Origin of the sequence: Pseudomonas sp. BN102 (assembly GCF_029871245.1) — a bacterium.
Taxonomy (GTDB): domain Bacteria; phylum Pseudomonadota; class Gammaproteobacteria; order Pseudomonadales; family Pseudomonadaceae; genus Metapseudomonas.
This window is the reverse complement of sequence record NZ_SSON01000077.1, coordinates 74,858-98,402: the sequence shown is the minus strand read 5'-3', so window position 1 is coordinate 98,402 and position 23,545 is coordinate 74,858. Positions and strand designations below refer to the sequence as shown.

Sequence of the window (23,545 nt, the reverse complement as noted above, 5' to 3'; positions counted from 1 at the left end):
ACGGCCTATGTAAAAAATAAAATACTGTCGAGTCACAGGATGACGTTGCAAAGCTCTATAAATAAGGGTATTGAGCCGAATCTTGTCAGCGGGGTGAGATGCGTTCTGTCGATTTTTTTGCTCATCTGCGTCGTAATTGTTTGACATATTTTACGTGTTTGGCAGACTGCGCCTCCGTGGGAACCGCCCGATTCGCTGCGTGCCGGGCCTCCGCGTCAATAACAAAAACTCCGCCAGTCGAGGACCTGCCGCCCAGGCGTCCTGGCCCCGACAGGCGTGCCTCTGGAACAAGAACAAATGCTGATCTGGTTTGTTGCGGTATACCTGCTGATCACCGTCGCTGTCGGTTTCTACGCTTCCACCCGCGTGAAGAACTCCACGGACTTCGCCTCCGGTGGCCGGAGCATGTCCTTCCCCCTGGTCGTGGCCATGGTGTTCGCCACCTGGTTCGGCTCCGAAGCCGTGCTGGGCATTCCCGCCACCTTCCTCGAGGAAGGCTTCGCTGGGATCATCGAGGACCCCTTCGGTTCGTTCGGCTGCCTGATGCTGGTGGGCCTGGTATTCGCCCGTCCGCTCTATCGCCTGAACCTGCTGACTATCGGTGATTTCTTCCGCAAGCGCTTCGGCCCGAACGTGGAATTGCTCACCAGCCTGGTGATCATTGCGTCCTATCTGGGCTGGGTCGCCGCGCAGCTCACCGCGCTGGGCGTGGTGTTCAGCGTGCTGTCCGACGGCGCCCTGACCACCACCGAGGGCATGATGATCGGTACCTTCATCGTCCTGCTGCACACGCTGTTCGGCGGCATGTGGTCGGTGGCGATGACCGACTTCCTGCAGATGATGATCATCGTTGTCGGCCTGTTCTATCTGACCTGGCTGGTCGGAGACATGGCAGGCGGCCCTGCGGCTGTGATCAGCCACGCAGCTGCCGAAGGCAAGTTCACCTTCCTCCACGGCACCTCGGCCAAGGATATCGTCGCCTTCCTCGCCGCCGCGGTGACCATGATGTTTGGCTCCATCCCGCAGCAGGACGTGTATGCCCGGGTGATGTCGGCCAAGACCGAGAACATCGCCGCCCGCGCCTCGATGACCGGTGCCTGCTTCTACCTGTGCTTCTGCATGCTGCCGATCTTCCTCGCCTACTCGGCCAAGATGATCGACCCGCAGATGGTCCAGCACTGGCTGGCCGAGGATTCGCAGATGATCCTGCCGCGCCTGATCCTGGAGCGCACGCCGCTGTTCGCCCAGATCATGTTCTTCGGCGCCATCCTCTCGGCGATCATGTCCACCGCCTCCGGCACCCTGCTGGCGCCGTCGGTGACCTTCACCGAGAACATCCTCAAGCGCTTCATCCCGGACATGACCGACCGCCAGGCGCTGCTGGCCATGCGTTGCAGCGTGCTGGCGATGACCTTCGCCACCGGCCTGTTCGCGCTGAACTCCAACTCCAGCATCTACGAGATGGTCGGCAACGCCTACAAGGTGACCCTGGTTGCCGCAGCCGTGCCGCTGTTCGCTGGCCTGTTCTGGAAACGCGCCACCACTCAGGGTGCGCTGCTGGCCATTGCCGCTGGCCTGGGTTCCTGGGGCCTGCTGGAAATGACCTACCAGGAAACCGATTTCTGGCCGCCACAACTGGCTGGTCTGTTGTTCAGTTTGCTGGGCATGGTCGTGGGTTCGCTGCTGCCGCAACTCGTGCGCAGCCGCGCCGAGATCATCGGTGTGTCCCCGGCCAGCGCCTGAGTGGTAAGAGCCCCATGAAAAAGCCCCGCCATGTGCGGGGCTTTTTCATGGGCGTGGAATAATTTCTTGCGTTGCGCTTCAGGCCACCAGCTCGACCATGCCGCGCAGCACGGTCAGGCCGACGAACAGGCTCATGGCGATCTGGCTGCCACGGGGCACGCTGTCGCAGAGGCCTTTGTAGTTGATGGGCGTGAGAAACAACCGGGGCCAGCAGGCGAAGGCGGCGCAAAGGGTGAGCAGGGAAAGCAGCGCGAGGCTGGCGGAAAAGTCGAAGGTTTCGTCGGAGAAAAAACAGCTGACAGGGATAGCGATGCCCAGGACGAGCCAGCCGCCAGTGACCACTTTCTCACCCCGGGTACGCGGTGCGGCTTGGGGGCTGTCGCTGGCCATCGGAAATTTCCTTATCAGACTGCAGGCGGAGACTGACGCGCATTTTCCACCTGCCGCCTGTAGGGCACAAGCCAGAGGGGCCCGCCGTTGCGACGGGCGCCTCATTCGTCAGAAATGCACCTTGGCCAGCAGGCTGAAGGTGTTCTGGTCGGTGCCGTCGAGGATCTCGTCGCCAAGGAAGCTGTTGTCGTCGATGGCGTACTTGTTCTTCCAGTAGTCGTACTCGATGCCGACGTAAAAGTGCTTCACCGCGCTCCAGCCCATTGCCTTGCCCAGGTCGTACTTGATCTGCGGGTTGAAGTGCAGGTTGGCGTGCAGGTCGTTGGGGCGGTCGGAGGTGGCGTCCTTGTTGTTCCACACCCAGTCCATGAAACCGTCGATCACGACGTCCGAGTTGCCCACCGGGATGGTGTAGGACCAGACCGGGGTGACCTGCCACTGGCCGGACGGGTTGTTGGTGATGCCGTCGGGCTTGCGGTAGTAGAAGTTCAGCTGGAAGTAATCGAAGCCGGGCACCTTCAGGTCGAAGCCCGGGCCGAGCAGGTAGTTCTGGTTGCGGTTCTCGCCGCGCTCGTAGGTGGCGGCCAGGAGCACGTCGCTGATGGGGCCGAACTCCAGCTTCTGATCGAAGATCTTGCCGAAGGACAGGCGCGGGGAGATCTCGCCGTAGTAGGTGTTCTCGCCCAGGTTGGCGTCTTCCTCGCCGTTGTAGTTGATCTGGTCGACGAAGATGAACAGGTCACCGAAAGTCCAGCCGCTGGCGTGCTCGAAGGTGAAGGTCTGCTGGATTTCCGGGTTGATCTTGAAATCCTTGCCGTACAGGTAGGTCAGGCTGTTGTCCTGCCACAGCAGCGGGCCGTCGGCCAGGGCGTTGCCGGCAGCCAGCAAGCCGCCGGCGAGCGTCAGCGAGGAAAGGGTACGGTTCATCGTGGATCGGGCTCCAGGGGTCTTGATTTCTATCTGCGCAGAACGTGTCTGATTGGTCGGGGCAGCCTGCCAGGGCAGGAAAGGCGCCACGATTTCACGACGCCCGGCCGGGCGCGCGATTATCGGGGGAAAGCGCCGTTTTTCAAGTGGTTATGCGAAGTTGGCCGGCAAATGCCGACCGCTGGAAACTGACCGGGTGCACAAGTCGGGGGGCGGCGATTCGACAGGGCAGGCTTTCGGCCTGCTTGGCGAATGAATTCGCCACAAGGAAATTCTCGCCGGAATTTCCAGACCTACCTGGAACTGCTCGGTTGCGAAGAGTGAACCGCCGCCCTGCAGAAGGTGCAGAGGTACAAGCCGGACCTGCTGTAACGCGACCGGTCGGACAAAGCGCAGGTAAGGACCTGCGCTTTTTCTTTACAGGGCAAAAAGTTGACAGATCGACGCCGGGGTAGGGGTCGGATTAAGGTCGCGGCACCTGGACTCCCAACCGGATACGAGGACTGCCCCATGCTTTCGCTCGAACTCATGCTGGAACACCAAACCCTCAGCCTTGCCGTAGCCGCCGCCATGACTTGCCTCGCCTGGCTCGCCTATGGCCACGCCTGAAAGGACAAGCCCCCGAAGGTCGCGCACCCTCGGGGGCTTCTGGTTCTGGTGGAGACGAGGAGGATCGAACTCCCGACCTCGGCGTTGCGAACGCCGCGCTCTCCCAGCTGAGCTACGTCCCCGGCAGAAAAAGCGTAGTAGGTGAGGGCGGTTGTTGCAGGGCGCGGGACAGCGACTGGTCGTCGCGGGTGCGCACGGGCCACCTTGGTCTCGGAGCGGCCCAGTTGATTGAAATATTTTGGCGCCACAATTCCGGCCAGCAGGCCGAGCACCACCAGCACCAGCAGCACCAGCAGCACCAGCAATTCAAGGAGGGTGAAGCCTTGTTCGGGCCGGCAATGCATATCCATGAAAGCCTCCGCTTCGGGGTCAGTGGAGGTGGATACGCAATTGCTGTGCAAGACGAGCGGGCGACAGGGGCGATGTATCGCCGGTTGTGGCATTTCGGCATGTGCTTTGCTCAGGGTGCAGCACCGAACAATCCCAAAGGGCGCCGGCCCTGGCAGGGGAGAAAAACGATGAAAGTGCCCGCCCTGGTGCTGTCCAGCATCCTTGCGACCAGCGCATTCTGCGCCCAGGCCGATATCTACCGCGTGGTCTCTGCCGACGGTGGAATCACCCTCACCAACATTCATCGCTCGGACCGCAAATCTGTTCGCGTGGCCCGCGAGAGGTCGCTGATGGCCCGGACTCCGCCCGTTGTCGCGCCCAAGCGAAAACGCCCGCAGAAGGCGCCGCGCTACGCCCTGATCGTGGCCCAGGCGGCCTTCGACTACGACCTGCCGGCGGAGCTGCTGCACGCGGTGATCAAGACCGAATCCAACTACGACCCCATGGCGGTGTCGCCCAAGGGCGCGGCCGGCTTGATGCAGTTGATGCCCGAAACCGCGCGGGACCTGGGCGTAGGGGATGTGTTCGACCCGGCTGCCAACGTCCGCGGTGGGGCGCGCTATCTCAAGCGCATGATGAAGTTGTTCGGCAACGATCTCTCCCTGGCGCTGGCCGCCTACAACGCGGGTCCCGGCGCCGTGCTCGCCTACGATCGCGCCATTCCTCCCTACCCGGAAACCCAGCGCTATGTGCCCAGTGTGCTGGGGCATTACCAGCGCCTCCAGGCCGACGCGAAACGACCCCGTTAGTGGGGAAAATCCCCAGATGCGGGGTGAGGTTTCGGGGATTCCTGGCCGGCTTGCGCGAATGAATTCGCTCCCATAGGAGGGCGTTCCCGCTACCCCTGATGCAGGCAACAAAAAGCCCGGCATCCGCCGGGCTTTGAAGGGGTGGAGCGCGCGTCGATCAGCTGATGCGCTGGGCTTGCAGCAGACGGTCGGAACCACCTTCGGCGACGCGGAAAGCATTGGTGCGATCGGAGCCGCTTTCAGCGACGCGGAAAGCATTGGTGCGATCGGAGCCGCTTTCAGCGATGCGGTTGGCACCGGTGCGGTCGGAACCACCTTCGGCGATGCGGTTGGCGCCAGTGCGGTCGGAGCCACCTTCGGCGATACGGTTGGCGCCAGTGCGGTCGGAACCGCTTTCAGCGATACGGTTGGCACCGGTGCGGTCGGAACCGCCTTCGGCGACGCGGTCCAGAACCATGAAGCTGCCTTCAGCGGCAACCGGGTCGACGACCTGGATGTAGGTACCTTGCTTGGACTCACCCAGCACCGGCTGGGAATCGGACGGCAGGGCGAAGACGCTGGTGCTCAGGGTGGTGATGAACAGGGCGGCGAAGGCTTGGGTTTTCATGATCTGGGGCTCCTCGAGGGGGGCTGGAAACTGGGTACGGAGCCAATCTTACGGATGGGGGGCTGATTAAAAAGTGATCACGCCCGATAGCAAACATCAACGCCGTTGATGTTGTTTTAAACCCTTAAGGATCAAGGTCTTGGCGCTTCTGGCGGGTTTCTTCAGAGGGAGCGTCCAGTTCCGTAGGGCCGCTTTGCGGCCCTTGGCGAATGAATTCGTCCCTGCAAGGCCAGGAGCCGCGCCAACCCAGTCGCCTTTTCCCGCTCCCAGAAAACCGGGTAATTGGGTGAGGGAAAAGTGGGATTTCACCAATCGATAATTCCAACTCTTCGAATTAAAAAGTCTTTGCTTGATGGCATAAGCATTACTCAGGCAGTCCTGCCCTCCATCGCTTTACCGGAACCCACTCCCGCATTGCCGTGGTCAACCTTACTCAAGCCACCTTGCCGGAGTTCGCCATGACCACAACCCTCAGCCGGAACACCGCCATGCGCCTGGCCAGCGAAGCCTTCGTCCCCTACGGCTGCAAGGCCCAGGCCCATGAAGAAGACGACAGCTTCAGCATCAGCATCCACGACCTGCACGGCCAGCAGGTGCACGGCATCGATCACATCCTCAGCACCCAGTACGCCAGCCCCGTGCGCCTGGCCGGGGTGATCGAACAGGCCCGCACTGACCTACAGCGTCAGGGGCGCAACCTCGACCCCTGGACCATGCCCCATATCCCGGACCCTGAAGTCCTGCCGGAGGCGCCGCCGGTTTATTGATCTGTGGAGTCCGTACTTGCCGGATGCCAGCCGGCCACCGCCGCAGCAACGGGCGCCGGTTCCGAGAGGGGGCGACGCCTTTCCTCCCCACCGGAGCGATAGAGTCCGGCCCCTGTGGACCTGCGTTCCGGACGACCATCGGCCAAACTTGCAGGGTAGGCGAGGATGCCAACCATGCGGATGCTGCGTGCCGAGCCCGCTTCGACCCGGCGTCCATGCCGCCTGAGCGTCGCTGCCGATACCGTGCGGCACGGTCGCTTGACTGCCAACCGAAGGAGGGCGCGATGGTCGTGACCATAGACCTGGAACGTGGCATCTGTACCCTGGAACTCGACGGCAAGCTGATCGAGTTGCCCATTCAGCAGGTCGTGATTGCCACCGATCAGCAGATCCACGCTCCGGTGATCCGTTGCGTCGACGGCAATTTCTGGATCAGCGAAGATCAAGCACTGATGCTGATCGGCGTCGGTGCCAGGGACGACCGCAGCACCTGACATCGGCTAGCCAGGGCGGGACCGGGTGAGCGCTGACCGGTGGTGGACCGATTGGCTGAACGATGGCGCGCCTTCGCGACTCAAATATTTACGGACCGTGTTGGTCGGAAGAGGTGCAGCATGAGTAGTGAGCGAAGAAGCGGCATTTCTGGAAATGACAGCAAGCGCCAGCCGGATTTCCCGCGCTGGCTGATCGATCCCGATTGCGTCGACCTGGAACTGGAGCGCGATCCGGAGGATCCCCTGTTCGACCCCACCCTGGACGATGCCGAAACCTTCCGGCATTCCCACCGGGCTGAACGATAATTGTTTTTACCCGTAGCGCTGCCTGAACAAATAGTGGCAAAATGAAATCAAGCGACACGGACGTCACCCATCTTCAAAGACAGAACCCCCGGCAGCGAAAGCTCCGGGGGTTCTGCTTTCCGGGCTACTGGTAGCCGACACCCGCGTCTTCCAGTTGCACCTGCTGGCCATTCATCAGGTCCAGCACCTTCTGCTGGTCATCCGTGCCCAGCTGGTTCAGGGCGCTGTTCACGTCCGACAGCCAGACGTCGTGGGAGCTGCTGCTGATGGTGTTATCCAGGATCAGCCGCTTCTGGAAGACCCAGAAATTCGACCAGTCGTACCAATCGGGCAAGCCGTCGAAGGTCTTGTTGGGATTGCCGGTGCGCATGAATTGCGCGACGTACCGGGTGAACTTGCCGGACAGTGCCGCGCGCTGGCCCTGGTTGACACTGCTGCTGATGAAACGGAACAAGTCCTCCTGGGGCGCCGCGGGGAAGTTGCCGAAAAGAAAGGGTACGTCCATGCCGTGCACCGCGCCCAGCGCCTCCTGCCAGGGGGCGGGGGCGTCGTCCCAGTCGAAGTTGTAGCGGTAGATGCCGCCCTGCAGCAGGCGCAGGTAGCGGCAGATGTTGTCCACCGTCAGGTCGATGCCCAGGCTCAACGCGCGGTGCACCGGACGGTAGCTGGGGTAGAGCTCCGGTTTGACTATGTCGGTGATGGCAAGGTTGGCCGGGTTCTGGTGGTTGACCATGTCCCACATCTGCGCGTGGTTCGGCTTGAAGTAGCCGAGCAGTTCGCCAGCGAAGTAGGTGCCCTCGTCCTTGGTGGTGCCGAGGATCATCGGCACCTTGTGGTAGCCGCCAGCGATCAGGTCGACGTAGCCGGCCCAGGGAATCACATGGCCGTCGGTGAAATGCCCCATGACGACGGGTGTTGGCGTGTGCCGCACGATGTCCGCCGCCGGCAGGCCACGGAGAAAGCCACGCACCCAGGCCGCGCCCTGTGCCTGGCGGAAGGCGGCGGCCTGCAGCGTGTCGTTGGCATGGCCTTTCTCCACCAGCAGCCGGTCGATCATGCCGTTGGATTGCAACTCGCCCAGGGCCGTGGGATAGGCGTTGGGCAGGCCCGACATGCAGATCATGCGGTCCACCAGGGCGTCGGCCAGCGGCGACTGCAGCAGGCCCCAGGCGTTGATGCAGCCGGCGGATTGCCCGGCGATGGTGACGTTGTTCGGGTTGCCTCCGAACTGGGCGACGTTGTCGCGCACCCACTCCAGGCCCTTGATCAGGTCCAGGGTGGCGAAGTTGCCCGAGTTGTCCTTGGCGTCGCCGTCCTGCAGGGCGGCGTTGTACAGCCAGCCCAGGCTGCCCAGGCGGTAGTTCACCGAGACCACCACGACATTGGCATTGCGGGCGAAGTTGGCGCCGTTGTAGACCAGCTCGGAAACGGCGCCCTTGAGGTTGGAACCGCCGTGGATCCAGAACAGCACCGGCAGGTTGGACTCCGTGCTTTTCGGCCGCCAGACATTGAGGTAGAGGCAGTCTTCCGAGCCGATCGGCTGGCCGAAGGTGGCCGGGTCCGGCGCACCGAAGAAGCTCCCCAGTTGCGGGCAGATGCTGGCGAAGCGGCTGGCATCGCGCACGCCACTCCAGGCACCCGGATTGCGCGGCGCCCGCCAGCGCAAGTCGCCCTGCGGTGGCGCGGCATAGGGAATGGCGCGCCAGGACTGAGTGTTGCCGACATCCGCCACCCCCTGTACCTGGGCCCCGCCCAGGGAGGTGATGGAACGCGTCAGCGACTGGTTGTCGGCGGCCTGGCCGGTCATGGCCAGGGAGCAAAGGACGAGGAGGGCGGTGCCGCGCAGGCAGCCGCGACGGGGCAGCTTCAGAATCCATTTCATTGTTGTTATCTCGTTCCTGGTCGCCAGGGGGTGGCGGATAGGGGAAGTGCCGACTGCGAAAGTCGGGCCGCCAATCCGCTCGGCAACAGGCACCGTCCAGGCGCATTGGCACAGTGGACTGCGGGATGTGGTCTAGGCAGCGCCAGGGCGTCCGTCAAGGAAACGGGGCAGCGGCGGGATGACTGGTTGGTCAGGTCAGTGCCGGCAGGAAGTCCAGAGATTGCGTCGACCGAATGGGCGCGAGGGAAAGTGTCCGTGTTCGCGTCACCCTTTTGACTCCCGAGAAAATGCCGCAGGTGCTTGCCTGGACTGCATCAGGCCGACTGGAGCACCTGTTCTCCGCCTTGAACGGCTGCCCAGTTTGAAGCGGATAGCCGTTTATCCCGCCATCTCCGCTGCAGGTCCGCGGCTGCTGGCAATATGCCCAAAGCCCACTTATATAAAACCAGCTGTCATCGAAACGAATCCTTCATTTTGCAGGGGAGCGAGAAAGGCCATGCCAGCTCGCACAAATCCCATACGCGTGATGCTGATCGATTGTCGTCCCCTCGTCCTCATGGGCCTGCATGACTTGATCAATGCCAGGAAACCCCGAATGGAAGTGAGCGGCCAGGCCACCACCTACGCGATTGCGCTGGAGCTTGCCGCTCAGTTGCGTCCCGATGTGATCTTTTTCAGCTTCTTTCCGGATGCGCTGGATCCGCTGGAGGTCATCGCTGGACTCGCCCGCAACGCCGAAATGAAAGTACTGGTGCTCAAGGGCCTGTATGAGGCCGTTCCCGTCGCCCAGGCAATAGAGGCCGGCGCAAGGGGCGTCGTGCTGGCGGAAGCCCCGACGGAGTCGATCACCCAGGCCATCATCAAGGTCCACCATCGCGACAATGGACTGGATATAGCCTGGGCTGGCGGGCTTTCCGGCTATAGCGCAAACGGGCACGCTCACGTGAACGGCGACCCGGAGCACGCGAAACAGGCGCAATTGACCCTGCGGGAGAAGGAATTGATCCGCACCATTGTCGGAGACCCGTCTGCCAAGTACATGTGCATCGCCGCGCGCCTGGGCATCAGCGAACACACGGTGCATAACCACCTCAGCAGCATCTATCACAAGCTCAACCTCATCAATCGGACCGACTTGCTGATGTATGCGCTGAAGCACGGGCTCACCAATAGAGAAGAACCGCCCGAATCCGCTTAGGGGGAGACGGATTGACTGGGGCACGCCACGGTGCAGCGCAAGCAATCATCGAGCAGGGGACAAGCAACGAGTTCTTGTGCGCCCTGCAATCCCGGCAATGGCATCTCAGGAAAGAAGCGGCCCAATGAAAACGGCCTGGCCCCTTGTGGGAGCCAGGCCGTCTACCCGCAACGGCGATCAGACAATGTCAGTGCTTGTCATATCCGTTACACCGACCAGTTTGATGATGTTTGTGATCCCCTCGCCATCAGCATCCTGGGCCAGGTAGCCGTCGCTTCCGACCACGCCGAAGTAGTAGTTCGTCGTGCCGTCCAGCTCTTCATCGGCGGCGGCTGTGAACGCCGCCAGGTTGGTGGCCGGCGTCAGCACTTCGGTGTAGTTCGCTCCGGAACCAGCCGCCGTGAAGTCCAGCTTGTCAATGCCGGTGGCAAAGCCGCCATCGATGACAGTCGTGACCATGGAGAGCAACCCGTCAACGTCCGTGTCGCCGATCACGAAGGTGTCCGCATTCGCTGAGGCCGTCACGCCGTCGTCGCCAACAATCGCCACATCCAGGGTCTGCGTGGCCGTCGCGTCACCGTCGGCATCCGTCACCACCACATCGAAAGTCAGGTGGGCGTCCGGTGTCGACGTCGTCACGAAGCCGATGTTGACGATCTTGATGGGTTCGTTATTCCCCTCAGTCGTGGCGCCGCCGAAAGCGATCTGGGCATCGGTTGTTGCGCCTTCACCCGTCGGAGTCGCGGGATTGTCGATGGCCCCATTGAGCTGGTACCCGGTCCCGCTTACGCCTTGGGTCGATGTCACCACTTGCGCACCCTGGATCGAGTAGTGCTCATCGCCGAAGTTGTAGTCATTGCTCTCGAAGACCACGATGCCGTTTTGTGCTCTGGCCACAAATCCGTAGGCGGGCAGATTGGCATTGAACACGTCGTCATTACCGGTTGAGTTTCCAACAATGAAGGTCCGATTGGCTGTTGCCCCGGTAATGTCATCAACCAGCTTCAGTACCACCACCATGTCTTTGCCAGCACCAGGGCCGGCCTGTGTGAACTCGATAAAGATCGCCTTGCTCGTGGCCCTGGGCTCGGTCGCGAGAGAACCGGTGAACCCTTCGGGATTTTCTTTGAAAAAGTCCAGATCAATCACCTCGTCCGATTGGAGTGTGTCGCTGGCAGCGCCAATCGAACTCGATGAGACCGTGACATACCGTCGATCATTCGAGAACAAGCCTGTGTTGGTGTCGTAAGCGAAGGTTTGGGGCGTCCCATTAATCACGCCGAATCCCTCGAACTGCACAAAGAAGTTGCTGGCAAGCGTCATCACCGAGACCGGCGGATTCGATCCAACGGTCGCGGCTGAGTCGAGCGCATAGCCCTGAAGGGGGTTTCCAGGAGTCGAGGTGTTCAGGATGCTGAAGCTCTGAATCTCCTGATCCAGTTTCAAGGTGTACGTGTCAGCCACCTTGTCAAAGGTCAGCGTGCCGGTGGCGTTGGTGGTCGCTCCCGTCGTTGGATTGGACACGTAGGTGAAGCCCACGTTGAACACCGCCAGGCTATCAGTCTCCGAGGCCCAACTCACCGATCGGTTGGTGATGGGGTTCGTACCCACCGTGACGCCCGTGAGCGTGACGGACAAGTCGGTGTTCGACGCGCTGTAAGGCGCCACATGCTTGTCCGCGCCAATCGAGTAAGCGAAGACACCCGTGCCACCGACATCCGTCAACGGCGGCGAGTTGCTGGCGTTCGCATAGACCAGATTCGACTTGGCCGTCACGACCGGGGTGTCGTCATCGACGTCGATGGAGAGCGTGCCATCGGCCGTGTCGCCATCGCCATCGGTCACCCGGTAGGTGATGGTAAACGTCTGGTTATTCTCGGTCAGGCCCGCCGCATGGAGGATCGGGCTGTTTTGCTCCACCGTGTAGGCGCCGGTTGTCGCGACCATCGTCAGCGTCAGCACCGTGGTCGTGCCCTGCTTGACCAGCAGGCTGGTGTCCGACAGTTCATAGCTGAAGCCCGTGGGGGCGCCATTCGTCCGGTATGCCACTGTCGCACCTTCATCGTCCTCGCCAAATGCGTGGCCCAAGGTGCCGCTGACGTTGGCCGAGTTCGCATCGTCGCCCAAGCCGCCCGGGTTGCCACCAGTGAACGCATCGTCGTCGAGCAGCACCGTTGCGTTGGTCGACACCGTCGGCCCGTCGTCCTGGAAGTTAATGCCGTCGCCAATGCCGATGTTGTGGGTAGCCACATCGCCGTCGCCATCGGTCACCGTTACCACGGCATCGAGCTTGCCGGTCAGGTCAAGTTCTTCGTCGTAGTTGTTCGGGAAGGTCGGGTGCTTGATCGAGTCGTACTGCGCTACCGAGACCTTGCCGTCGTTGTCGATCCTGATTGCGAAGATCACCGTGGCGCTGGCATTGCCGGCGCGTCCCGTCACATCGCCGTTGGCTTCCTTCCACAGGTTGATCTGCGTGCCGTCGGTCGTATCAAGGCCAGAATCCGATCCGTCGCCGTTGACGATGGACAGCGTTACCGCCGTCGTCGCACCCACGACATCGGTCCCGGTATCCGTCGTCGTGTCGGCTAGATTCACGCCCGCGACCGCGCCGATCGGTGCGCCGTAGGAGCCCGTGAACGGGTCGGTGCCGGGCGGCACGTCGTCGTCCTCGGCGTTGGCGTCGTTCGCATCCAGGCCCAGCGATTCGTCCAGTACCAGGTTGTCGGCTGTGCGGGCGAGCTGCGCCGTCGGCCCGTCATCGTGGAACGTCAGTGCCGGGAACGGACTTGTTGTGATATTGGAGTTGATCAGGGCGAAGCCGCCAATGTCGAAGGGGGCGTCGAAGTTGGTGTCGGTCGAACCGATGTTGTCGATCAGCACACGGTTGTGTGGGACGACGGTGTTGTAGGCGATCAGGTCGTCGGCTTCCAGGCCTTTGATTACCACGGTATTGGCGGAGAACGTGACCGTGATGCCGCTCAGCGTGGTGGGGGTCGTTCCAATACTGCCCTTGTCAAACACCAGGGTCTCACCCGGAACCGCATTCTTGCCGTGCCCGGTGGGCTGGGTGGTGATGGTGACCTTGTTGACCTCAACCGGCGTGTTGTTCTGCAGGTTGTTGATGAAAGCAGTACCTGGATTGAAAGGCGTTGTGGAGGCGCTGATTTCCAGCGTGGATTTATCGCCCGAGGCCGACTGGACAACGGAAAAACTGGCCCCATTGCTGCTGTAGAGCGAGGTGAAGTCGATGTTGGCCTCCACGTCCGCCTCGTTCTGGTCCAGGAATCCAAGTGAGGTCGCCGAATGGTCAGCGTTGACCGTGAAGTCCGGGTTCGCGCCCATCGCGAAGGTGAAGTACAAGCCGGTGCCTTCCACGATTTGCTGGCTGTTGGTACCCAGGGTGGTGGGGCCGCCGCCCTGGCCGGTGTTGACTGTGTCGCCGTCGGTGATGGCCGGAGCATTGGGGGCGGATTGGTCGATCGGGTTCTTGCCGGTGACGATGATCACCGCGTCGGTCGCGCTGGGGGTTCCGTCGCCGTACATCAGGAACAGGTTCTGGCCTGAAGGCGCGCCTTGCAGCGAGAAGTCGCTGCGATTGCTGACCGTGACATTGAGGTTGGCCAGGCTCAAGGCGTCGTCGGGGTTGGTGGTATCCGGGTGCTTGATTTCCTCGTACTGCACCAGCCAGACCTTGGAGCCCACGGCGTTCAGATCGGAGCTCTGGACGGCACCGGAAGCGTCCGTGGGTTGCAGGTACGCGGCGAAAACGACGTCGCCGGTGGGGTTTGCCGAACCGTCGGCATTGGCCTCGCGGCCGAACACGACGTTGTTCTCATCAATGCCCAGGTCGGCGCCCGTATAGCTGTAGAGGTAGATTTTGCGGCCGTCGACGGTCAGCAGGGAGGTGCCAAGCGTAGTCAGTGCCTCTTCCCCAAGCAGCGGACCACCCGTGGAATTGGTGAAGGCCAGATCGGTGACATTGGCCCCGAAACCGCTGAGCATGGAACTGCCATCAAGATCGTCGGAGGTGCCGTTGCTCACGGAGACGGTGACGTTGACCCCAGTGAGATCCTGCACCACCACGGCATTCAAAAGAGTGTCGAATGCAGTTACGCCGGTGGTGAGGAATCCCACACCAGCTTTAACGTCGTTGCCTGTGATGTCGCTGCCGCCGGCCGTCGCGTTCTGTAGACCCAACGTCTCGTCGATGATCAGTGTTCCGGTGATAGTGATAGCCATGATTTCCTCCTGCGTAGTGCCAGGCAGCGAGGTTTGACCGTTGCCTTGGTTGATGCAGGCCCCAACTATGGGGAAATGCCGGAGGATCGCGTATCGCCCGATACTCCCAGGCGGGGTGGGAGTTTCGGACTACCTGGCATGCGGAAATGGCAGGTCGGCGCTGGAAAATAGCGCTGCTGCGTGGGGGCAAGTGCGGCCGGACAGCCACCTGCGGTGTCATCGCTGCCCGGCAGCGCCAGGCAGGAAGCATTGCCTTCGATCTGCCTGCCGAGCTGTTCGGCAGCCTTTGACCGAAGTCGAGTAGCGGGTCTCGCGGGCAAAAAAGGCCTACGAGTCAGTCAGAAGTGTCCTCCAGCAATTCAACGGTGAATCCAGCCTTCGTAGACGTGATAGATGGCCACCAGAGCCATGCCCCACAAAAGCAACTCCCGAAACACCTTCAGGGTCAGGCACCAATAGACTGCAGCGGCCACCAGGGCACCCAGTATCAGCTTGTCCGTCGGGTCCCACTGCTTTTCATACTCTGCCGCCAAGTATCCAGCGGCCAATGACGCCAATACCTGCAGGGCTATCTGAAGGAAGAGTCCACCCGTAACAGACTTCGAAGTGGATTCGTAGACTTTCCCCAAACCCCGGCAGTAGCGGCACTCTGTCGCGTATCCATTTTTGAGAATCGCACGGCTGCCATGGCATACGGGACATTGTTGCCAAGCCATAGTCTCCTCTTGATATCAGGGTGGGTGCATTAATGGGAAACGTTAGCCCGCTCGGTGTCGCCTGGCATTACCGCACGTAGGGCAAAGGCGGCCGTTGGGCTGGTGGGAAGCGGTTGACGAGTACTCGGCCATTCGGAGGAAACAGGCCCGCTCACATTCTTGCGCTTTCGGGATAGCGCCGTACGCCACGGGAGCGCCTGCCGGGGGGCAGCTCCCTATCCTCGGTCGGGTCAGCCTCGGTTTTCGAGAGGCCACCATTGCCCGAGCGCCCTCTTTCCGGGAGGGGCGTTGCCGACGCAGTTACGGAGCCTGTCCCGCATGAGCCATTCAACCCATCCCGCCTGCCTGTGCCTGACGCCGCGATCGCTGTGGGTAGCACAGCGATGAGCGCGCTGCTGCAGTGCCTGTCGCACACGCCTCTGGTCGGCCATGTCGACCCTGCACCGGAGGTGCTCGCTGAGGTCGACGCGGTGATCGCCGCGGCGCGCGAGCGGATCGAACGTTTTTCGCCGGAGTTGGTGATCCTGTTCTCGCCGGACCACTACAACGGCTTTTTCTATGACGTGATGCCGTCGTTCTGCATCGGCATGGCGGCCCACGCCATCGGCGACTTCGGCACTGCCGCCGGTGTGATCAGCGTGCCGCAGGCGCTGGCCGAGCAATGTGCCGAGGCGGTGCTGGCTGATGGCGTCGATGCTGCGGTGTCCTACCGCATGCAGGTCGACCACGGTTTTGCCCAGCCAATGGAAGAGCTGCTCGGCGGTTTGCAGGGGTACCCCGTCATTCCGGTCTTCATCAATTCGGTGGCCACCCCGCTGCCCAGCTTCCAGCGCGCCCGCTTGCTGGGCGAGGCGGTCGGCCGCTTTGCCCGGACGCTGGACAAGAGGGTCCTGTTCCTTGGCTCCGGCGGCCTGTCGCACCAGCCGCCGGTGCCGGAACTCGCTCGGGCCGAGGGGTTGATGGCCGATCGCCTGAAGGGCAGCGGTCGCCATCTGCCGGCGGATGAGCGCGAGGCGCGCCAGCAGCGGGTGATCAACGCCGCGCGGCGCTTCGTCGAGGACCAGAACAGCCTGCACCCGCTCAATCCCGCGTGGGACCAGCAGTTTCTCGACCTCCTCGCCGAAGGCCGCCTGGCAGAGCTCGATGGTCTGGGCAATGCCGAGCTGTCCGCCATTGCCGGCAAGTCCACCCACGAGGTGAAGACCTGGGTGGCGGCCTTCGCCGCGCTGTCCGCCTTCGGCCCCTACCAGGCCAGCAGCCGCTACTACCGGCCGATTCCCGAGTGGATCGCCGGCTTCGGCGCGCTCAGCGCCCAGCCCCAATCCGCCTCCAAGGAGTCATGAGATGACCGCACTGACCGAAGCCTCCACCAGCCAGTTCATTCGTATCCAGGAAGGCGAGCTGGAGCTGAACATCCACTACAACGACTGCGGCCAAGGCGACGAGACCGTGGTCATGCTGCACGGCTCCGGTCCCGGCGCCAGCGGCTGGGCCAACTTCAACCGCAACATCCAGCCGCTGGTGGATGCCGGCTTCCGCGTGATCCTGCTGGACTGCCCGGGCTGGAGCAAAAGCGACTCCATCGTTTGCACCGGCTCGCGGTCGGACCTTAACGCCCGGATTCTCAAAGGTCTGGTCGACCAACTCGACCTCGACCGCGTGCACATCCTCGGCAACTCCATGGGCGGCCACAGCGCCGTCGCCTTCGCCCTGAGCTGGCCGGAGCGGGTGGGCAAGCTAGTGCTGATGGGCGGCGGAACTGGCGGCGCCAGCCCCTTCGTGCCGATGCCCACCGAAGGCATCAAGCTGCTCCAGGGCCTGTACCGCGACCCCAGCATCGACAACCTGAAGAAGATGATGAACGTCTTCGTCTTCGACCCCAGCGACCTCACCGAGGAACTGTTCCAGGCGCGCCTGGACAACATGCTGGCGCGCCGTGACCACCTGGAAAACTTCACCAGGAGCCTGGCCGCCAATCCGAAGCAATTCCCCGATTTCGGACCGCGCCTGGGTGAGATCAAGGCGCCGACCCTGGTGATCTGGGGCCGCAACGACCGCTTCGTGCCCATGGACACCGGCCTGCGCCTGGTGGCCGGCATCCCCAATTCCGAACTCCACGTGTTCAACAACTGCGGCCACTGGGCGCAGTGGGAGCACGCCGACACGTTCAACCGCATGGTGCTGGATTTCCTCACCCATTGAGCCCGAGGTGCGAGATGACCCTTTCGAAAGATTCCCTGGAACAAATGGCCGCCGCGTTGCGCGGCGCCGAAGCCAGCGGCGAGGCCATCGCCCCGCTGCGTGAGCGCATCGGCGTAGACAATGCCGAGGCGGCCTACGCCATCCAGCGCCTGAACATCGCCCATGGCGTGGCCGAGGGCCGCCGCGTGGTGGGCCGCAAGATCGGCCTGACCAATCCCAAGGTGCAGGCGCAGCTGGGTGTCGACCAGCCGGACTTCGGCACCCTGTTCGCCGACATGGCCTACGGCGACAACGAGGTGGTGCCGATCGGCAGCGTGCTGCAGCCGAAGATCGAGGCCGAGATCGCCCTGGTCCTGGCACGCGACCTGCCGCGCGCCGACACCACCCTGGTCGAACTGATGAGCGCCGTGGACTACGTGTTGCCGGCCCTGGAGATCGTCGGCAGCCGCGTTGCTGGCTGGAACATCCGCTTCGTCGACACCGTGGCCGACAACGCCTCCAGTGGTTGCTTCGTCCTCGGTGGCCCGGCCCGTCGCCTGGACGGGCTGGACCTGCGCCAGGCTGCCATGCGCATGACCCGCAATGGCGAGGAAGTATCCAGCGGCGGCGGAGCCGAATGCCTTGGCCATCCGTTGAATGCCGCCGTGTGGCTGGCCCGCACCATGGTGCGGCTGGGTGAGCCGTTGCGCGCGGGAGACCTGATCCTCACCGGTGCCCTCGGCCCGATGGCGCCGGTGGCCGCCGGTGACCGCTTCGAGGCGGTGATCGACGGCATCGGCCAGGTGGCCGTGCAGTTCAGTGCCGACTGATTGAAAAGAGAGTCCAGTCCATGAGCAAGAAACTCAAAGTCGCCATCATCGGTTCCGGCAATATCGGCACCGACCTGATGATCAAGGTGCTGCGTAACGCGCAGCACCTGGAGATGGGCGCCATGGTCGGTATCGACCCGGCGTCCGACGGTCTGGCCCGCGCAGCACGACTGGGCGTGGCCATTACCCATGAAGGCGTGGAGGGCCTGACCCGCCTGCCGATCTTCGACGAGATCGACTTCGTCTTCGATGCCACCAGTGCGTCGGCGCACGTGAAGAATGACGCCTTGCTGCGGGGCCACAAGCCCGATCTTCGTGTGATCGACCTGACCCCGGCCGCAATCGGCCCCTATTGCGTGCCGGTGGTCAACCTGGAGCAGCACCTCGCCGCGACCAACGTCAACATGGTCACCTGCGGCGGCCAGGCCACCATCCCCATGGTCGCGGCGGTATCGCGCGTGGCCAAGGTGCACTACGCCGAGATCATCGCCTCCATCGCCAGCAAATCCGCCGGCCCCGGCACCCGCGCCAATATCGACGAATTCACCGAAACCACCTCGAAAGCCATCGAAGTGATCGGCGGGGCGGCCAAGGGCAAGGCGATCATCATCATGAATCCGGCCGAGCCGCCGCTGATGATGCGCGACACCGTGTTCGTCCTCAGCGAGGCCGCCGACCAAGCCGAGGTGGAAGCCTCCATCGAGGAGATGGCCGCCGCCGTGCAGGCCTATGTCCCCGGCTACCGCCTGAAGCAGCGGGTGCAGTTCGATGTGATTCCGGAATCCGCGCCGCTGCATATCCCCGGCCACGGAACATTCTCCGGACTGAAGACTTCGGTGTTTCTCGAAGTGGAAGGCGCCGCCCATTACCTGCCGAGCTACGCCGGCAACCTCGACATCATGACCTCCGCCGCGCTGGCCACCGCCGAGCGTATGGCCCTCGCAATGGGAGCTTCGGCATGAACGGCAAGAAACTCTATATCTCCGATGTGACCCTGCGCGACGGCAGCCACGCGATCCGCCACCAGTACTCCATCCCGCAGGTACAGGCCATCGCCCGCGCCCTGGACCAGGCCAAGGTCGATGCCATTGAGGTGACCCACGGCGACGGCCTGCAGGGCTCGTCCTTCAACTACGGCTTCGGCGCGCACACCGACCTGGAATGGATCGAAGCGGCGGCCGACGTCATCCAGCACGCCCGCCTCACCGTGTTGCTGCTGCCCGGCATCGGCACCCTGCATGACCTGAAAGCGGCTTATGACGCCGGCGCCCGCAGCGTGCGGGTGGCCACTCACTGCACCGAGGCGGACGTGTCGAAGCAGCACATCGAATTCGCCCGTTCCCTTGGCATGGACACCGTCGGCTTCCTGATGATGAGCCACATGATTCCGGCCGAGGAGCTGGCCAAGCAGGGCCAGCTGATGGAAAGCTACGGCGCCCAGTGCATCTACATGGCAGACTCCGGTGGCGCGATGAACATGCAGGACATCCGCGAGCGCATGCGCGCCTTCAAGGCCGTCCTCGATCCAGCCACCCAGACCGGCATGCACGCCCACCACAACCTCAGCCTCGGCGTGGCCAACTCGATCGTCGCGGTGGAGGAAGGCTGCGACCGCATCGACGCCAGCCTGGCCGGCATGGGCGCGGGCGCCGGCAATGCGCCGCTGGAAGTCTTTATCGCCGCCGCCGAGCGCCTGGGCTGGAACCACGGCACGGACCTCTACGCGCTGATGGACGCCGCCGACGACCTGGTGCGCCCGCTGCAGGACCGCCCAGTGCGGGTCGACCGCGAGACCCTCGGCCTCGGCTATGCCGGCGTCTACTCCAGCTTCCTGCGGCATGCCGAGGTGGCCGCGGCCAAGTACGGGCTGAAGACCCTCGACATCCTGGTCGAGCTGGGCCGGCGGCGGATGGTCGGCGGCCAGGAAGACATGATCGTCGACGTGGCGCTGGACCTGCTGGCGGCGCGCAAGGCCTGATCGTCTGCACGCTTTGTAGGGGCGATTTCAATCGCTATGCAGACCGTAGGTCTGCCAATTGGAGCTTGAAGGGGCAGCTTTGCTGCCCTCAGCGAATGAATTCGCCCCCACAAAGAGCCGATCGGCCTTGTGGGAGCGAATTCATTCGCGAAAAGGCGGCGTACTCCGAGAGGTGCGCCGCGATCAACGACACAGACATCGCCATTGAATCCGCGGGGCCAGGGATGAGCCGCCGGCCGCCCGCTACAGGAGTTCGCATGCTGGCCAGACTGTCCCTGAAGAACAAGCTGCTCATCACCGTCCTGCCGCTGACCATCCTCGTTTACCTAGCCACCGTGCTGCTGGTCTACCAGTCGAGCAAGGCCTCGACCGAAGCCTTGGCCGAAGTGGCGGTGGACGCCATCGTGCGCCAGCAGGCCGCCGAAATCGGGGCGTACTTCGACAGCGCCCTGTATTCGGCGCGTACCACGGGCGAACTGCTCGGTCGGGAGCTGGCCGATGGCGAGCTGGTGGACAGCCGGATTGCCGACCAGATGCTCGAGACCCTGTTGCACACCAGCCCCAAGGTGAGTTCCGCCTGGTGGCTGCCATCGCAGGGGGAGGGGCGCACGCCGGTCTATTGGCTGCGTGATGGCGCTCGCATCCGGCCTGCCACGGTTGAGCAAGGTCAAGCCCTGGCCGGGGTGGTGGGGCGAAATGCCGTCGAACGCGAGCGGGTCGAGCCTCCCCGCACCTTGCCAGGGCTCGGTTCCGCGGAGCCGGCCATCCCGCTGCTCATTCCGGTACGCCAGAACGGACGGGTGGTCGGCAACCTGGGTCTCGCCTTGGACGCGAAGCAGTTGCAGGCCCGGGTTGCCCGGCTGCGCCCGCTGGGTGTGGGCCTGGCCGCATTGACCGCCCACGACACCACGCTGGTGTCGCATCCCGATCCGAGCCGGATCGGGCGCAAGGAGGCCGAAACCGAGGCGGACTTCATGGGCGAGTACCTGCAACCCATGATCGACGCGGTACGCCAGGGGCGGCCACTGACCCTGCGCTTCGTCTCGCCGGCCATGGGGGAAGAAATCTTCATGCTCGCGGTGCCGGTGGCCATCGGCGATACGGCGACGCCCTGGTCGTTCGGCGTGGCCTTGCCCAGTGCTGCGGTCCTGGGTGGGGTCAAGGCCTTGGCGATGAAGCTGTTGCTGCTGGGGACGGCCGCCGTATTGATCGCTGCGGTGTTGATCCTGCTGCTTGGCCAGGCCCTGGCGCGGCCGTTGAACGCCGTTGTGCTGGGGGTCAGGCAGCTGGCCTCCGGCGAAGCCGACTTGCGTGCCCGCCTGCCGGTCCAGGGGCAGGATGAGTTGGCGACGCTGGCCCGCGAATTCAATCGCTTCATCGGCTCCCTGGCCGAGCTGGTTGCCGAGATCAAGAGTACCGGCCAGACCTTGCACGACACCTCCGAGGCGCTCCAGCAGGAGAGTCAGGCAGCCGGGGCCGGTGTGGATGCGCAGCGGGATGAGATCGGCCAGCTGGCAGCCGCCATGCAGCAGATGGCCGCTACCGTCGAAGAGGTCGCCGGAAATGCCGACCTGACCGCCAGGGCCACCAGCGAGGGTGACCAGGCGGTGACCAGGGGACAGGACACGGTGGCTGCGCTGGCCGACGCGATCACCCGCAACGCGGCACTGCTGGAGGAGATATTTGCCCTCACCGAACAGCTGGAGGGCACCAGCCAGACCATCGGCAGCGTGGTGGCGGTGATCCGCGAGATCGCCGATCAGACCAATCTGCTGGCGCTCAACGCGGCTATCGAATCGGCTCGTGCCGGCGAGCAGGGCCGGGGTTTCGCCGTGGTGGCCGACGAGGTGCGGGCGCTGGCGCGGCGCACGCATAACTCCACCGAGGAGGTGCACCGCAGCATCGCGACGATCCAGGACCGGACCCAGACGGTGGTGGGAATGGTGGAAAAGAGCCGGCAAGGCTCGCAGTCCAACGTTGCCAGTGCTCGGGACGCCAGCGAGGCGTTGCACCGGATCACCCAGATGATCGGCCAGGTGCGCGACATGAGCCAGCAGATCGCGACGGCGACCGGCCAGCAGGCTGCGACCAGCGAGCAGTTGTCGCGAAGCCTGGTGGCCATTTCCACTTCGGCGGAAAACGCATCGCGCAGTGCCGGCCAGGTCCGTCGGCGCAGCCACGACCTGCAGTCCTTGGCGGGCCGTCTCAACACCCTGGTCAGCCGTTTCCAGCTCTGATCCCGGCCCGCGCTAAATCCGGCTATCCACACCGTTCAGGCCCCGTTCCGGGGGCCACTGGCTATCCCGTGAATGCACAGGGCCGGCGGGAATATCTGCGCCCGGGGGACAAGCCGTGCAGTGTCGGGATAGTTCGGCTCCTGGGGGGTACCTAGAGTGGGGTTGCCTGCGTTGCCGGCGCCATTACCAGAAAAAAGACGACGCCAACCCTGTGGACCCGAGCCATGTCAAAACTCATCAAAATCGATCACGCCGCAGCCCAGCGGATACCGCGCCCAGGCATCGTGCAGCACGCCCTGAATGCGCTGATGACGGTGCTGCCCTGGTCGATCATCGCCGGCCTGCTCTGGGCCGGGCTGTTTATCAAGCCGCAGCCCGTAGGGGGCACTGTCACCCCGCCGGCCCTGGAGCGCCGCGACCATTTCTATGGACTGGCGCGTTCGCCTGCCGGCGAGATCTGGGCCAGCGGCTCCAACGGCAAGATCCTCGCGATCGCCGCGAACGGCCTTGTCCGGCGCCTGCCCACGCCGACCGAGCGGACCCTGCAGGACATCGCCATCTGGGATGCCAGCCATGCAGTGGCCGTGGGCAACGACGGGGTGATCCTGCATAGCCAGGACGCCGGCCAGCACTGGCAGGCCGCGGCCGGCGTGCCGCGCTCGGAAGTCGCCAACAAGCTGAACCGGGTACGGATAGGTGCTGGCGGCCTGGCCATCGCCACAGGCGAGATGGGCGCGCTGCTGGTCAGTCGCGACTACGGCCAGAGCTGGCAACGCCTGCGCGAGGAAGAGGACGTGGCCTGGAACGACGTGGCCATCCTCGAGGGCGGTCGCCTGGTGGTGGTTGGCGAATTCGGTCGCGTCCTGCTCAGCGACGACCTGGGTCAGCACTGGGAGGAAATCGCGGCGCCCATTCCCGGTTCGCTGATGTCGGTGCATTTCCGCGATGCGCAGAACGGTGTAGCGGTCGGCCTGGAGGGCGCGCTGCTGATCACCCTTGATGGCGGGCGGAACTGGGAAGCGGTCGAGCTGGGGATGCGCGACCACCTGTTCGACGTCCTCTGGATACCGCAACAAGGCCGCTGGTTCGCCAGCGGTTCCCTCGGCCGCTGGGTCTCCGGCGGCGAAGAGGGCTGGAAAACCGGCGCCCTGGATGAGCGCAACCTGTCCTGGCACACCCGTGCCCTGGTGGACGGCCAGAACATCTGGCTGGCCGGCGCCGATATCGGCCGCTGGGATGGCCGCCAGTGGTCGGAGCTGCAGCCATGAAGTCCCTCCTGGCTCCTTTCAGTCGAGAAGATTC

Annotated in this window: 19 protein-coding genes, 1 tRNA gene and 1 pseudogene; 13 read left to right on the top strand and 8 right to left on the bottom strand. The window is 63.5% G+C overall.

Annotated features, from left to right (window positions below; translation table 11 throughout):
• The first annotated feature begins 297 nt into the window (after positions 1 to 297).
• A complete protein-coding gene (locus E8F12_RS24485; RefSeq protein ID WP_280327793.1) occupies positions 298 to 1,743 on the top strand; it encodes a sodium:solute symporter family protein in 1,446 nt (481 codons plus the stop codon).
• 78 nt (positions 1,744 to 1,821) lie between these two features.
• Here the strand turns inward: E8F12_RS24485 and E8F12_RS24480 are convergent, their stop codons facing one another.
• The 4 genes and pseudogenes from E8F12_RS24480 to E8F12_RS24465 form a co-directional block, all read right to left on the bottom strand.
• The gene (locus E8F12_RS24480) at positions 1,822 to 2,133 is read right to left on the bottom strand and encodes a hypothetical protein (RefSeq protein ID WP_280327792.1); all 312 of its coding nucleotides are present in this window, start codon (positions 2,131 to 2,133) and stop codon (positions 1,822 to 1,824) included.
• A 108-nt stretch (positions 2,134 to 2,241) separates the two neighbouring features.
• On the bottom strand, positions 2,242 to 3,060 hold the full coding sequence (locus tag E8F12_RS24475; protein ID WP_280327791.1) for an outer membrane protein OmpK: 819 nt from the start codon (positions 3,058 to 3,060) through the stop codon (positions 2,242 to 2,244).
• Positions 3,061 to 3,715: 655 nt separating this feature from the next.
• A tRNA-Ala gene (locus E8F12_RS24470) sits at positions 3,716 to 3,791 on the bottom strand.
• A gap of 69 nt (positions 3,792 to 3,860) precedes the next feature.
• Positions 3,861 to 4,019: pseudogene (locus E8F12_RS24465) on the bottom strand (type II secretion system protein GspG); the annotation flags it as partial.
• Positions 4,020 to 4,187: 168 nt separating this feature from the next.
• On the opposite strand from E8F12_RS24465, the gene E8F12_RS24460 reads away from it, so the two are divergent.
• Positions 4,188 to 4,808: a lytic transglycosylase domain-containing protein gene (locus E8F12_RS24460; RefSeq protein WP_280327788.1), complete on the top strand. Its 621-nt coding sequence runs from the start codon at positions 4,188 to 4,190 to the stop codon at positions 4,806 to 4,808.
• 157 nt (positions 4,809 to 4,965) lie between these two features.
• On the opposite strand, the gene E8F12_RS24455 is transcribed toward E8F12_RS24460, so the two are convergent.
• Positions 4,966 to 5,415 carry a phage infection protein gene (locus E8F12_RS24455; protein WP_280327787.1) on the bottom strand — a complete coding sequence of 150 codons (450 nt, stop codon included), beginning with the start codon at positions 5,413 to 5,415 and terminating at the stop codon, positions 4,966 to 4,968.
• 458 nt (positions 5,416 to 5,873) lie between these two features.
• Between E8F12_RS24455 and E8F12_RS24450 the strand changes: the two genes are divergently transcribed.
• The 3 genes from E8F12_RS24450 to E8F12_RS24440 all read left to right on the top strand — a co-directional run bounded on the left by E8F12_RS24450 (position 5,874) and on the right by E8F12_RS24440 (position 6,982).
• Positions 5,874 to 6,182: a hypothetical protein gene (locus E8F12_RS24450; RefSeq protein ID WP_280327786.1), complete on the top strand. Its 309-nt coding sequence runs from the start codon at positions 5,874 to 5,876 to the stop codon at positions 6,180 to 6,182.
• 284 nt (positions 6,183 to 6,466) lie between these two features.
• A complete protein-coding gene (locus E8F12_RS24445) occupies positions 6,467 to 6,676 on the top strand; it encodes a DUF3203 family protein (protein WP_280327785.1) in 210 nt (69 codons plus the stop codon).
• Between the two features lie 120 nt (positions 6,677 to 6,796).
• The gene (locus E8F12_RS24440) at positions 6,797 to 6,982 is read left to right on the top strand and encodes a hypothetical protein (protein ID WP_280290043.1); all 186 of its coding nucleotides are present in this window, start codon (positions 6,797 to 6,799) and stop codon (positions 6,980 to 6,982) included.
• Positions 6,983 to 7,106: 124 nt separating this feature from the next.
• Here the strand turns inward: E8F12_RS24440 and E8F12_RS24435 are convergent, their stop codons facing one another.
• Entirely contained in the window at positions 7,107 to 8,864 is a 1,758-nt protein-coding gene (locus E8F12_RS24435) for a carboxylesterase family protein (protein ID WP_280327784.1), read from the bottom strand.
• 496 nt (positions 8,865 to 9,360) lie between these two features.
• On the opposite strand from E8F12_RS24435, the gene E8F12_RS24430 reads away from it, so the two are divergent.
• A complete protein-coding gene (locus E8F12_RS24430; RefSeq protein WP_280327783.1) occupies positions 9,361 to 10,062 on the top strand; it encodes a response regulator transcription factor in 702 nt (233 codons plus the stop codon).
• A 177-nt stretch (positions 10,063 to 10,239) separates the two neighbouring features.
• On the opposite strand, the gene E8F12_RS24425 is transcribed toward E8F12_RS24430, so the two are convergent.
• The gene (locus tag E8F12_RS24425) at positions 10,240 to 14,301 is read right to left on the bottom strand and encodes a DUF5801 repeats-in-toxin domain-containing protein (RefSeq protein WP_280327782.1); all 4,062 of its coding nucleotides are present in this window, start codon (positions 14,299 to 14,301) and stop codon (positions 10,240 to 10,242) included.
• A 359-nt stretch (positions 14,302 to 14,660) separates the two neighbouring features.
• Positions 14,661 to 15,017 carry a hypothetical protein gene (locus tag E8F12_RS24420; protein WP_280327781.1) on the bottom strand — a complete coding sequence of 119 codons (357 nt, stop codon included), beginning with the start codon at positions 15,015 to 15,017 and terminating at the stop codon, positions 14,661 to 14,663.
• A gap of 383 nt (positions 15,018 to 15,400) precedes the next feature.
• Between E8F12_RS24420 and mhpB the strand changes: the two genes are divergently transcribed.
• The 7 genes from mhpB to E8F12_RS24385 all read left to right on the top strand — a co-directional run bounded on the left by mhpB (position 15,401) and on the right by E8F12_RS24385 (position 23,511).
• Positions 15,401 to 16,360: a 3-carboxyethylcatechol 2,3-dioxygenase gene (gene mhpB, locus E8F12_RS24415; protein WP_280327780.1), complete on the top strand. Its 960-nt coding sequence runs from the start codon at positions 15,401 to 15,403 to the stop codon at positions 16,358 to 16,360.
• A 1-nt stretch (position 16,361) separates the two neighbouring features.
• Positions 16,362 to 17,219 (top strand): alpha/beta fold hydrolase, encoded by an 858-nt coding sequence (locus E8F12_RS24410; RefSeq protein WP_280327779.1) that lies wholly within the window; start codon positions 16,362 to 16,364, stop codon positions 17,217 to 17,219.
• Positions 17,220 to 17,233: 14 nt separating this feature from the next.
• Complete coding sequence (gene mhpD / locus E8F12_RS24405; protein ID WP_280327778.1) at positions 17,234 to 18,028, top strand: 2-keto-4-pentenoate hydratase; 795 nt, start codon at positions 17,234 to 17,236, stop codon at positions 18,026 to 18,028.
• Between the two features lie 20 nt (positions 18,029 to 18,048).
• A complete protein-coding gene (locus E8F12_RS24400) occupies positions 18,049 to 18,990 on the top strand; it encodes an acetaldehyde dehydrogenase (acetylating) (protein WP_280327777.1) in 942 nt (313 codons plus the stop codon).
• A complete protein-coding gene (gene dmpG, locus E8F12_RS24395) occupies positions 18,987 to 20,006 on the top strand; it encodes a 4-hydroxy-2-oxovalerate aldolase (RefSeq protein WP_280327776.1) in 1,020 nt (339 codons plus the stop codon). The genes E8F12_RS24400 and dmpG overlap by 4 nt, the downstream gene beginning before the upstream one ends.
• 257 nt (positions 20,007 to 20,263) lie before the next feature.
• Positions 20,264 to 22,243 (top strand): methyl-accepting chemotaxis protein, encoded by a 1,980-nt coding sequence (locus E8F12_RS24390; RefSeq protein WP_280327774.1) that lies wholly within the window; start codon positions 20,264 to 20,266, stop codon positions 22,241 to 22,243.
• 224 nt (positions 22,244 to 22,467) lie between these two features.
• Positions 22,468 to 23,511, top strand: a complete 1,044-nt coding sequence (locus tag E8F12_RS24385; RefSeq protein ID WP_280327773.1) for a YCF48-related protein — start codon at positions 22,468 to 22,470, stop codon at positions 23,509 to 23,511.
• The last annotated feature ends 34 nt before the right edge of the window (positions 23,512 to 23,545 follow it).